We start from the raw sequence: 10,969 nt of genomic DNA, 5'->3' as shown, positions 1-10,969 counted from the left end.
TCGTGAAGACGGGGCCAGATCAGACCGTCACAACAGCACACCCGCGACCACACAGGTGGAGCCACTTCAAACCGTCCACCCGGGGCCAAGTCAGGCTGTCACAGCCACTGGGGTTGAGGCTGGCGCCGAGGTGGTGTTGCCGTCCCGGTATGTGCCCGGTGCGCGGCCCGGCTGGGTGCTGCTGTCAGGTGACCGGGCGGTGCCGGCTGATGTGCCGAAGCACGGCTTGATCGACATGTTGGGTATATGACGGCGGCTGCCATGCCGTTCCTATCAGCGCCACACTGGCCGTGGGGAATGCCGCGCTTCGGGCTGAGCTGACTCCGGTCCAGGGCGGAACGTTCGACGGCTGCCGATCCAACACAGTTGGCGTGGCGCCGCTGGGACGTTATGGGTGCTGGCGCCTGGGGGGCAGGTTGAACAAGCGCACGGGCGCCGAGGATGACCTCGACGCCCGTGCAGAGTTTGTGTGTTCGGTGGGTTCTATCCCACCTGTTCGCCTTGCAGTTGAGAGCCCGAAGCTCTTACCACAACGCACGGCTGAGAGCCCGAAGCTCTTACCGCAAACACCACGCTACCGCGCGGCGTGTCGCAACTCAACTATCGGGGCGTCTGGTGCGTGGTGGCGACTACCGTGGGTTAGGACGTTCACGCGGTCGGTCCGTTGATCTGAACCGAACGTGTCGACGCCGAACGCAGCGGCCAAGCGCGCTGCCACTCGACCTTTATGGCTGTTTGCTGATGAGTCGGCGCGTCGCTGGTGTGCGACTGCGCCAGCGACCAGATCGGCTAGTTGAAGTCCGTCAGTGCAGACGGAATCGGCACATATTGCTGATACCAGCCCGACACTGCGAAGGCGCTGGTTAACCATGGATCTCACAGTGTCGTCAAAGGCGATCCCTGCTGGCGTAGTCCTCCTGTCGAGTACTGCACTAGCTAGCTCCCGTGAGTTGAGGCTACCGATAAGGAGCTTTGCTGTGATGCGTGCGTGGACCATCCATTCGGGGTCTCGACAGTTAAAGGGGTTGGGATCTTTCGAGCGATCAACGACACACGCCGTGATATGTGCGTCGGAATCTTCGAGGGCGTCGATCACTTTGTAGTAAGTCGTTAGCTTTCCTCTTGAAATGCGGGTGAACTTGAACTCGCTGTCATGCGAGAACTTGTCGCGGATATCTTCGATTGCCCGCAAGAGTTTGCCTGGCTTGCGTAGTTTCACGGCACCCACTACGAAGAACGATCCGCTGCTCGCGCGGGCTGCGCTCTCATCGACGAAGAAGGTAGAGCACGGGTAGCCAGGGGGGACCATTAATGCATCAGGTGCCTGGTTTGCCAACGGGTCACCTCCTGGTCGAGTTACAACGATGTCACGATACCGGTAGTAACCGGCTAGGGCGAATGTCGCGTGCCCAAATTTAGGGGTTAGACGGCGAGCCGGGGAGCGACGTGCGGATGCCAGCTTCTAGCCTTAGCTTCATGACATATGACAGACAGATGATCCCGATCGGGGAGGTGCAGCCCGGCTACACGTTGGTCGTGGACCGCGGCAACGGGGAGCAGCTGTTCCGCGTCGAGGCTGCTGAATTCAGTGCAACACAACAGGAAGACGGCAGTTACAAACAGATCCACAGATTGAGGTCTGGCCCGGTGGACGGCGGCGGCGCGCCGTGGGTGATCGAAGGTCCGCCCGACATTATGGTTTGTCGGATCACGGGTCGGCCTTCTTAACCAGGTCGATGGCTAATCCTCGGAGTTAGCGACGGCGGCCGGTTCCAGGCGCTCCAACGTTCCACCTGAGGCTAATCTCGCGGTCTTCCTTGCTGTCCGGTAGTTTTTTCTTGGGGATGTCCGGCAGTTTCTTGGGCCGAGGGTCAGGGACGCCCCGTATCGGTTTGAAATCGACGCCCTCGCATGATTTTCCGGTTAGCCGTCTGACGTGCTGTGGGATATCTTCGCCATTTTCCAACGTGAAATTTTTGTGACAGACAGCGCATTTAACTTGCTGTGCCATTTGAACCCCTAGTCTTCATCTAGCGCCGCTGGCACTCTACCGACCATCGGTGACGACCCCGGCCAGCCGCAGGGCCGCCCCAGCGTCGGCTGGGCCGAGTGTGGTGACGGAGGCTGCGGCGGCTGGGTCGCCGGCGCGCAGCATGGCCGCCGCCGTGGTGATTGCGCCGAGTTGGCCGGACGGCTTTGGTGGTCATCCTGGGGGCCACGCGGAGTTAGCGGTCGCCGCTTCGCAGCCTCGATGGCGGTCACCGGCGGCCGGGTCTCTCAACGGCCGACGTTGTTGGCGCCGCCGAGCAGTAGCGCGGCTTGCATGTCGGCGCTCCCGCCGGCCGCATACACAGCGAACATTGCTGGCCCGGCGGCTCGGTCGTTGGCCCGCCAGAGGGCGGCGGCGTGAGTGATGGCGTCAAGTTGATCCCCGGTGCTGTTCATGCGGGCAGATTAGCACTGAAACATGTTGTGGGGGAGTTGATTTAACGCGGCATGTTCGGTGCGCTGTGACGACAACCTTGACGACAACCAGGCGACAACCGCAGGTGTCCGCTGATGCCCGTGAAGGTATTCGAGCTGGGAAGTAGTGTCCGCCGGTATACGCTGAAACGCGAGAGGCATAGCTGGGGGTCAAGTGGTCGCAGGTTCAAATCCTGTCAGCCCGACCAAGAGAAGCAGGCTTTGACCTGTTGTTTCGCCGGAGGAGGCCCACAGTGGTGCAGGTGGTCCTGGGACCACATTGGGACCACATGGGGCAGGTCTCACTGCATGCGTTGGCAGCTGCTCGTCCGGTTCCGAGTCCGCGTAACTGTTGCGACCGGGACGCTAGGGGAGCGTTATGCCAGATGATCTGACTATCGACCGTCCGCTGGGTATCGACGGGCAGGCATGGACCGCAATCGTTGGTCACCGCGACCGCTTGGCGGAAGCCGTGGGCGGCACCGACGGGTCACTAATTCTTGGCCGCGCGAAGGAGCTTGCCGAGTCCGTCGCGCGGGTCGTGATTACTGAACGCGGGGAAGTAGCTCCAGCCGCAACAGATTTTCCAGCGCTTGTCGATTCTGCCCACGCAGTGCTCAAACGCCAGCCGGGTGCACATCTCAGTGGTGACCCCGAGCTACGCAATCTCGTCCAGAGCGCGATGAAGATCGTCAAGAGTGTCGGTGTCATCCGCAACACCTTTGGCTCCGGTCACGGCCGCGCTCGCGAGCCTGTGGTCGAGCAGGAGATGGTCGATGTCGTTGTTCCAGCGACGATGTTGTGGGTGCGCTGGGCCCTTCGCCGACTGGCGCCACTCATCCTGGGCCAACCCGCAACTTTGATCAGTGACCTGCTCGACGGTGCGGTCTTCTATAAGGGAAACCTTGCAGAACGACTACGGGCTGCCAACATCGCCGATCTTGATACGTCGATTCAACAGAAGCTCGGGAATGCGGTAGGCATTCGTGCAATGCGCGATACCGTACTCGTCCAGGCCGAGGGTGTTCAAGCATGTGCGAACTCTGATTCTCTGGAGGACTGGCCGCCGCACTACCGGCGCGGTGTGGTGGACGGCCTGCTGTTCGACGAGAACGGCAACGCGCGGCCTACACGGTGGGCCATCGAGCGAATGCCGGGACTTCTTGGCCCGATCGAGAACCAGGCCGCCGAGCTGGACAGGTTGCATTTGCTTCTTGGCAACGAGCATTTCCAAACTGGCGACTATCCGACGGACCGCGAGCTGTGGTCCTTCGCTAAGGGACTCAGCGAACGGTTCGAGCAGTCCGCTCGCTCGCAGTGGTCAAATATCGTCTCGCTCTTCGCTCCGGGCGCGCCATTCTGACCCGGCCACTACGTCGGGTAGCGGCTTAGATTGCCCGCAGCTTGCGGCCAGCCTTCGATGACAGATGCCGCGCCAGCAACTCGCCGGCATCAGCAACGGACTGCCGATCGGGATGCAGGTAGCGCTGGGTGGTGGTGATGCTGCCATGGCCGGCAATCTTGCGCAGGCTGTGCAGTGGGACACCGGCATCGGCCATCCAGGTCAACCCGGTATGTCGGAGACCGTGGCGCTTCAACTGCTCGTAGCCCAGCTTTGTCACCACCTCGTCCCACGAGGTCGCGTCACGCAGGGTGGCGGTGGTGATGCGCCCGCCCCGCGGGCCGGTGAAGAGCCGGGCGTCCGGTTCGCCGTCTGCGACTTCGATCCGCCGCTGGACGAGATCGCGGATCGACTCGATTAGCGGTACCTGACGTGCCCGTCGGCCCTTGGTGTTCTTGTCGACCAGCCCGCCACCAGACGCGCTCGTAGCGCCATCTTGAAGTGCACCGGGAGACGGCGTGGTCTGACGGCAAACGGTCCAGATCCAGTTCTTGGTGTCGATGTCGCCTATCAGACAGCCGGAGACCTCGCCGATGCGCGCGGCGGTGCAAGCCTCGAAGATCACGGCGTCGCCCCAGCCCTGGTATTTATCGGCGGAGTTCGCAACCAATGCGTCAGCGAGGGTCACGAGAGCGGACCAGTCCGGTAGTGCCAGGGCGCGTGGGTCGTCGAGTTCATCCTCGGCGAGTTTGTACTCGCGTTGCCATCCGCTGATGCGCGCCGGGTTTCGATCTATGATGCCGTCGCGGTGGGCCTGCTCCATGACCCGGACCAGCACTGCGAGGCTGTTCTTCACAGTCGATCGGCTGCAGTCGTCGGCGATCCACGCGTGGACGGCCCGATCGACCGCTCCGTTGGTGATCATGGTGAGAGGCAGATGGCCAAGCGACGGCACGACTCGCTTGCGCCACCCGGCAAGGTACGGATCGGTGGTTTTGCTTTCGAGGCCACGCAGCGCCAGCTTCATGTTGCCCGTGCCGTAGTCGGAAAGTGTCGTGGTTGCCGTGTTGGGATCGATGCCGCGGCCAGCGGACTGGCGCATCCGAGCGATCCAGTCCTCGGCGGCTTCGCGGGTGGTAAAAGTCTCGGATTTGGAGACTCGCTTTTGGGCCGACGGATCGACCCACCGGACACGTGCGCGGTACACTCCGCCGGAGCGCGGTTCGATATCGGCCGATAACGAAATGCCCAGTGGCAGAGTAACTTTGTCGGCCACTACGCCACCTCGCTTGGATCGAAGCGCCGACTGGCGAGCCACTTCTCAACGTCGTCCGAGTTGTACATGAACACCCGATCAGATATTTGAACGAATGCCGGGCCCTGCGGCGGTCGCGCGGTTCGCCAACGTCGGATGGTCGACGCGTCGACGTGAAGGAGTTCGGCAAGCTCGTTGCTACTGTACCAATGCCCATCCACAAGCATCGTTGGTTCACGCCCCTTCCTTCAATGCGCTGCGCCCGGCGAGCCGTTGCTCACGAGCGCGAGTAGAAGCCGAAACGACCAGCAGGCGGTCACCGACGTTGTCGTAGCCCGAGCGGTCGAACTCCCACATCAGCGGCTGGACGGTGGTGCCCTCCGATCCCGAGTCGGCCTGCTCGCGGCGCCAGGCAGCGCGCTGGTCACGCAGCGCCTTCATGGTCGTCGAAAACTGTCGGGACTTGCTCGTCACGTGCCCTCGGAAGCCGAGGGGGCTGCTGAACGGATCTGTGACATCTGGGATCGCTTGACGAACAGTCAGGCTGGAAGGATGTCGTTGTGCCTAAGCCCTACCCTGAGGAGTTCCGTCGCGATGTCGTGCGCGTGGCGCGCGAGCGTGGCCCTGGGGTGTCTGTCGAGCAGGTCGCCCGGGATTTCGGGATTCACCAGACCACGCTGAACTCGTGGCTTCGTTCGGCCGATGCCGACGAGGGCCCGAAGTCGATCGCCTCGCCTGAGGTGCTGCGGGAGAACCGGGATCTGAAGCGGCGCAACCGCCTGCTGGAGCAGGAGAACGAAGTCCTGCGCAAGGCTGCGGCCTATCTGGCGCGCGGATCACTACCGGGAAAAGGCTCTACCCGCTCGTGAAGGAGCTGGCCGCCGCCGATGCCCCGATCAGGGTGCCGGTGACGGTCTCGTGCCGGGTACTGAAGCTTCACCGCCAGCACTACTACACCTGGCTGACCGCCCCGATCACCGACGCCGAATACGACGAGGCCCACGTGGCGAACGCGATCTTCGACGCCCACCGCGACGATCCCGAGTTCGGCTACCGGCTGCTGTTCGATCAGATCAACGCCGCCGGCCACGAGGTGTCCGAGCGCACGGTCTGGAAGATCTGTTCGGCCAACCAATGGTGGTGTGTGTTTGGCAAGAAGCGCAGGGGCAAGAAAGGCGTCGTCGGCGCCCCGGCACACGAGGACCGGGTACGCCGCGACTTCACCGCGCGCGGACCAAATCAGTTGTGGCTCAGTGATATCACTGAACACCCGACCGCCGAAGGCAAAGTCTACGTCTGTGCGGTCAAGGACGTCTGGTCCAACCGGATCGTCGGCTACTCCATCGCCGAGCGGATGACTTCACAGTTGGCCGTTGACGCCGTCGAATCCGCTGTCGCCCGCCGAGGCGGCATAGTCACCGGGTGCACACTGCACACCGACAGAGGAGGTCAGTTTCGTTCCCGCAAACTCCAGCAGACACTGTGGCGTCACCACATGCTCGGCTCTATGGGACAAGTCGGCTCCGCCGGAGACAACGCCGCCATGGAGAGCTTCTTCTCCCTGCTGCAACGCAACGTCTTGGACCGCCAACGCTGGGCCACCCGTGACGAACTGCGCATCGCGATCGTCACCTGGATCGAACGCACCTACCACCGGCGGCGAAGACAAGCCCGCCTGGGCCGATTGACCCCCATCGAATTCGAAGCCATCATGACCGAGGCAGCCAATCAGGCCGCCTGAAGAACTGTCACAGAATCGTTCAGCAGCCCCTCCCGTCCGCCGCCACGGACCGAGCCTTCGTGCACCCAATCTGTGCGAAGCCGCATGCAGCCCTGCCTTGTGAGAACTTTCTTTACTGAGATCAAGACGAGCCTCGTCAGGAGCCGTTACGCGCCAACCAGTCTGAAAGTGCCGCCTCGAGAAGCTGGCTGTCGTTGAGTCCAAGCTTTTGAGCACGCGTCTGGACATCCTCCAGCACGTGTGGGTCCACTTTTCCGGGGACCCTCACTGTGTCTCCTGGGGGCAGCGGTGTAGGGACCGTGCTTAGTTCGTCGCGAGGGAAAAGGTCGATAAGCGACAACATCTGCTCAGGGGTGATCTCGATTTGTCGACGTCGGGTAAGGCCCCATTCGAGCCGCTTCAATTGTGCCGAGTCTTTGCAGATGCCTTTGTTGTGGACGAAGTCGTTGCGGATTAGGCGGATGTCTCCGAAGTAGTCGTTGCGGACGTCGCTGCCTCGGATGCGTTCAGAGGTGTGCTTATCGAAGCAAGTCGCGATCCTTCCGCGGAACTGCTCCTCCCACAGCGAGAACGCGTAGCTGAACCACTGGGCGTATGCGACGGCCTGGGCTTCGGGGTAGCTATCGACGGTTTCTCGACCAGCGCCTGCCATCACGATCACGGCGCCCCCGTTGATCGCGGACACCAAATCTTGCATGTGAACTCGGCCTGGGCCGCCACTGTCGGCGTACATGAGCGTCTTGACGTCGAGGTAGTGACCGACGTCGGTTGGTTCCAGTCCTTGGAGGAATCGTTGGTGTGGCCGTTCCCATTCCTCAACCTTCTGAATAAGGACATTGTGTGAGGTCAGCGTGACGACGAGGGAGATGAGCAGTGCGCGCTCAAGTTCACCAGTTATTTCGTCGATGGTGGCGTCGTGTTCGGCCATCTGCTCTTCCAGTAGGGGTAGGGCATCTTCGATGGAGTCGATGAGAGCGCGCAGGGTTGTGCTGAACTGGTCACCGAGTGAGAAATCGTCCATTGCCTTCGCGATCGGGGCGAGCGCGTCGGCGAGGTGAGACTCTCCGCCGAGGTTTTGGCTTCTTAGTGTCAGCTTGATGTTATCGCGGGCGATGCCGGTCATAACGTCCTTGTCGCGTTCGCTTACGACTCGTACACCTTGCATACGGGTTGCGGCCTCTGCGTACATCGCGACGGATTTCTCAGCCATCTTGAGCATGGTCAAAGCCTCGCGAAGGACTCCGAGCCACCGCTTGCTACGACTCTGCTTGTACATTGAGCACCTCCTTGGAGAAGATAGCCGCGCAAGCCGACAGGAATGGGGTTGGCTCACTGGGGCTGCTTGGACGGTGCGTGTCGGCCAGCAACTAGTGCGACGTCCTGCGCCGCTGTGCGCGGGTCGGTGCCGGCGGTACCTTCACGAACCGAATACTCATCGACTGGTGGTCGGGGTTCTCTTCGTCCGCCGTCCCAATCACCTGGTCGATGACCTGCTTGCCCTGCGCCATGAGCGGTCCGAGCTGCTTGTACCGGAAGCCGTGCTGATCGAAGTACACGAAACTGCTGCTGTGAGCGGGGATGTCGGTGCCGTCGAGGTTGCTGATGACGATCCCGGGTGGAGGGAATGGTCACGGCCTGAGAGTCGGCCCCCACTAGCGGATCCTTGCGGTGGACCCGCCGCTGATTCTCCACCAACAGCTTGATCGCACGGTTGTGACCGTTGGCCTTGTCCTTTTGCAGGATACGGGGGACGTATCGAGATAGGAGACGGTGTTCAAGGTTGCCGAGGCCCGCGCCCACTGAGTGGGTGCCAGTCTTCCGCCCAGGTGGAAATTGTGCGTATCTCAGGCGGAAGCTGTCTGCGTCCTGCGTGACGTTCGTGGCCGTATCGAAGTTGGCGATTTCCGCGATCAACGGAATCTGACGGAAGTCGAACCCGGCGACGACGATGGCCAGCCTCTTGTCGGCCCAGGACAACTTGGAGACTCGGTTCTCCGCCTCCTGGCGCAGTGCCTGCACACCGGGAACGAACGCGGGGTAGTCGCACAGGACTTCGGCGATCCATTCCGCCGTCGACTTCCTGGCGCGCCGGTCGATGCGAGCGATGCCGGTGAACCCCGCCGAAAAGGTCTGGTTCCAGCAGACCAGCTTGGTGTACTCATCGTCGAAGATCTGCCCATCCAGGGTGAGTCTGCGGTCCGACACCTGGATGATGCGGTCCCCGGAGAAGACGGTCTGAAGCAGAGTCACCCTCGTGCTTTCCGATCAAGAGCCCTGAACTGCTTGATTTGCTTGCGGCGAGTCATCGGCTTGGTTTGGATCGCATCCAAACCGTCTACAACACACCGAATTTCACGGCGTAGGACGGTGAAGTGTTCGATCAGGTTCGCACGTTGCTTCGCCTGGTAGCCGCCATCGAAGACTTTGTCGCTCGTGGGCGGTGTTCGGGTCTCGTTGAACGCGGCGCATGTCGATTCGAAGGTGTCGACCAGAGTCTGGAGCTGTTGAGGTGTGGGGGCGACGAAGCTGCCTTTGGTGAGCGCGATGGACTCGCTGAGCTTGCGTAGCTCGCCCTCGACGTCGGCAGACGGAATACGGTCCTGAAGCTGGTTCAGGATCTTCTCGATTCGCCAGTAGTCGAACCGGTGCAGGTTGTTCCGCAACTCGTTGCGCAGCGGGGTCTGCAAGTCGCGGACCTGCGCGTACCGCGTGTACTGATAGTTCACGATGCCCAAGAAGAGGGAGGCCAGGCTGATCAGGATTGCCGCGTAGGTCACGTTCATGGTTCGACGGGCGCGATCAACACGGCTTGTTTGCTTGCTGCGTCCCGTGAAGAGGAGACGATAACGTGCGCGACCTGGGCCTGAGAGACCACGTGTTCAGCCAGTCACTTGGTCTCAGCCGGAGAGCCATCGGAATCGTCCATCGGCGACGCGGCTTTCTCGGTCTGGGCCTTATCTGCGAGGTATTCGCCCATCCGAATGAATCCATGCCCGGCAGCCCCGACGGCCTTGAGCGCCGAGCCGGAGACCGCGTCGATCACAGCTGCCGCCGCGTCCAGGACACCAGGAGTGCTGACGTTCGACCACTCCCCGACCTGGTGGCGCCGGGCCTGGGCGAAGCGGTCCAGCTCGTCACGAAGGGTTGAACGATGTTTGGCTAATTCTCGAACTGCCAAGAACCGGAATCCCTCGATGGGTTCCGGTTTTGCAAAGTCGTGAAGCAGGCGTATCGCGTCGCGATATAGCTTGCCGTCCTCGACAAGTTGATGACGGATCAGTTCGTTTAGGTCGTCGATCACCCGCTGCCGGTGTTGCGGCTCCTTCTCCCCAACCCGGGCCAGTCGTAGTAGCTGCCACCGGTACAGCGAATCCTCGGCGACTACCAAAAGGCTCAGGGTCTCGCCCAGCTGCTTGTCTTCGACCGCCGCGCCGAGCTTGGCGGCTCGTTTCTGGACCGAAAGAGTGGAGTCGAACGAATCGAGGACTCGGCTCACATGGTTCCGGAGCTGCTCCACTGTCACGTTCAGTGCGGGCCCCAAGCCCGCCACAGCGTCCCAATCGGTATCGGGAAGCACGCCATGCTCATCGAGGAAATCTGTGGCCCGACGAATCGACAGGTGCGTGCCGAGGACGTCGCCCGCACGCGAGGCCTGAGCGAGGTCCAAGATGGACTCCACCTTGCCCTCAACCCGACGTACAGCTTCCTCCACGTTGGCAATCGCCGCCTTGAGCGCCATTTGCGTGGCGATCAATTGAACTGCGGCCATTTGCGGAGGTGCGATCTGCGCCGGTGCCCACTGCAGCTGTTGCAGGAACAGTCCGTCGCCGCCACGCGTCATCATCCTGAAGTAGCCGTCAGTTCCGGGAATCCAGTTTCCCACGCGCAGCGCGTTGACGCTGTCGGGATGAAGCTGCACATACTTCCCCGAATCCGCGAGAATCCCTGCCATCCCCGCCAAAAGGCCGGCGGCGGTGCCGACCGAGGATTTGTTGATGCCGGATACCCGCATCGTCTTGCCAGCGACCGTCCGCAGGCGTGACAGGTAGGCCTCGACAGCTTCCGGATCGCCGGCAACCACGAGGCCGCCGGGCTGAACCGATACTTCGACTTCATCGCTTCCGGCCGGCAGTGGAAGGTTGTCGGGGCTCTCGTCGGACACGGTTGC

General features: G+C 61.9%; 12 protein-coding genes. 3 read left to right on the top strand and 9 right to left on the bottom strand.

All coding sequences use genetic code 11. From position 1 onward, the window contains the following. Window positions 1–574: 574 nt before the first annotated feature. Window positions 575–1,309, bottom strand: coding sequence for a DUF3800 domain-containing protein (locus tag AWC02_RS23065; RefSeq protein ID WP_419179305.1), 735 nt, complete (start codon window positions 1,307–1,309; stop codon window positions 575–577). A gap of 167 nt (window positions 1,310–1,476) precedes the next feature. On the opposite strand from AWC02_RS23065, the gene AWC02_RS20915 reads away from it, so the two are divergent. Beyond that, a complete protein-coding gene (locus tag AWC02_RS20915; protein WP_085130854.1) occupies window positions 1,477–1,728 on the top strand; it encodes a hypothetical protein in 252 nt (83 codons plus the stop codon). Window positions 1,729–2,277: 549 nt separating this feature from the next. Here the strand turns inward: AWC02_RS20915 and AWC02_RS22105 are convergent. After that, window positions 2,278–2,445, bottom strand: a complete 168-nt coding sequence (locus AWC02_RS22105; protein WP_165757948.1) for a hypothetical protein — start codon at window positions 2,443–2,445, stop codon at window positions 2,278–2,280. Window positions 2,446–2,842: 397 nt separating this feature from the next. Here AWC02_RS22105 and AWC02_RS20910 point away from each other — a divergent pair, with 397 nt between their 5' ends. Further along, window positions 2,843–3,826, top strand: coding sequence for an abortive infection family protein (locus AWC02_RS20910; protein ID WP_085130852.1), 984 nt, complete (start codon window positions 2,843–2,845; stop codon window positions 3,824–3,826). A 25-nt stretch (window positions 3,827–3,851) separates the two neighbouring features. On the opposite strand, the gene AWC02_RS20905 is transcribed toward AWC02_RS20910, so the two are convergent. Genes AWC02_RS20905 through AWC02_RS20895 form a run of 3 tightly spaced genes read right to left on the bottom strand, consistent with a single transcriptional unit; the run spans window position 3,852 to window position 5,585 of the window. Continuing rightward, window positions 3,852–5,081, bottom strand: coding sequence for a tyrosine-type recombinase/integrase (locus AWC02_RS20905; RefSeq protein ID WP_080152040.1), 1,230 nt, complete (start codon window positions 5,079–5,081; stop codon window positions 3,852–3,854). Then, on the bottom strand, window positions 5,081–5,287 hold the full coding sequence (locus AWC02_RS20900) for a helix-turn-helix transcriptional regulator (RefSeq protein WP_080152041.1): 207 nt from the start codon (window positions 5,285–5,287) through the stop codon (window positions 5,081–5,083). The genes AWC02_RS20905 and AWC02_RS20900 overlap by 1 nt, the downstream gene beginning before the upstream one ends. A gap of 7 nt (window positions 5,288–5,294) precedes the next feature. Next, the gene (locus AWC02_RS20895; protein ID WP_336385683.1) at window positions 5,295–5,585 is read right to left on the bottom strand and encodes a replication initiator; all 291 of its coding nucleotides are present in this window, start codon (window positions 5,583–5,585) and stop codon (window positions 5,295–5,297) included. 35 nt (window positions 5,586–5,620) lie between these two features. Here AWC02_RS20895 and AWC02_RS20890 point away from each other — a divergent pair. Further along, window positions 5,621–6,801, top strand: a protein-coding gene (locus AWC02_RS20890) for an IS3 family transposase (RefSeq protein WP_237160573.1) whose coding sequence is annotated in 2 segments (ribosomal slippage) — window positions 5,621–5,905 and window positions 5,908–6,801 — 1,179 coding nt in all. Because the reading frame shifts where the segments join, the coding sequence is not laid out codon by codon here. Window positions 6,802–6,937: 136 nt separating this feature from the next. On the opposite strand, the gene AWC02_RS20885 is transcribed toward AWC02_RS20890, so the two are convergent. The 4 genes from AWC02_RS20885 to AWC02_RS20865 all read right to left on the bottom strand — a co-directional run bounded on the left by AWC02_RS20885 (window position 6,938) and on the right by AWC02_RS20865 (window position 10,963). Next, window positions 6,938–8,077: a hypothetical protein gene (locus AWC02_RS20885; protein WP_182871635.1), complete on the bottom strand. Its 1,140-nt coding sequence runs from the start codon at window positions 8,075–8,077 to the stop codon at window positions 6,938–6,940. Between the two features lie 53 nt (window positions 8,078–8,130). Further along, complete coding sequence (locus AWC02_RS21725; RefSeq protein WP_133055672.1) at window positions 8,131–9,051, bottom strand: hypothetical protein; 921 nt, start codon at window positions 9,049–9,051, stop codon at window positions 8,131–8,133. Next, window positions 9,048–9,584: a hypothetical protein gene (locus AWC02_RS20870; RefSeq protein WP_080152046.1), complete on the bottom strand. Its 537-nt coding sequence runs from the start codon at window positions 9,582–9,584 to the stop codon at window positions 9,048–9,050. Before AWC02_RS20870 ends, AWC02_RS21725 begins: the two co-directional genes overlap by 4 nt. Before the next feature lie 104 nt (window positions 9,585–9,688). Continuing rightward, window positions 9,689–10,963, bottom strand: coding sequence for a hypothetical protein (locus AWC02_RS20865; RefSeq protein WP_237160572.1), 1,275 nt, complete (start codon window positions 10,961–10,963; stop codon window positions 9,689–9,691). Window positions 10,964–10,969 lie beyond the last annotated feature (6 nt).

The sequence above is a fragment of the Mycolicibacter engbaekii genome (genome assembly GCF_002101585.1).
Classification (GTDB): domain Bacteria; phylum Actinomycetota; class Actinomycetes; order Mycobacteriales; family Mycobacteriaceae; genus Mycobacterium; species Mycobacterium engbaekii.
The sequence above is the reverse complement of the archived record's forward strand: the minus strand, read 5'-3'. Positions and strand labels throughout refer to the sequence as shown.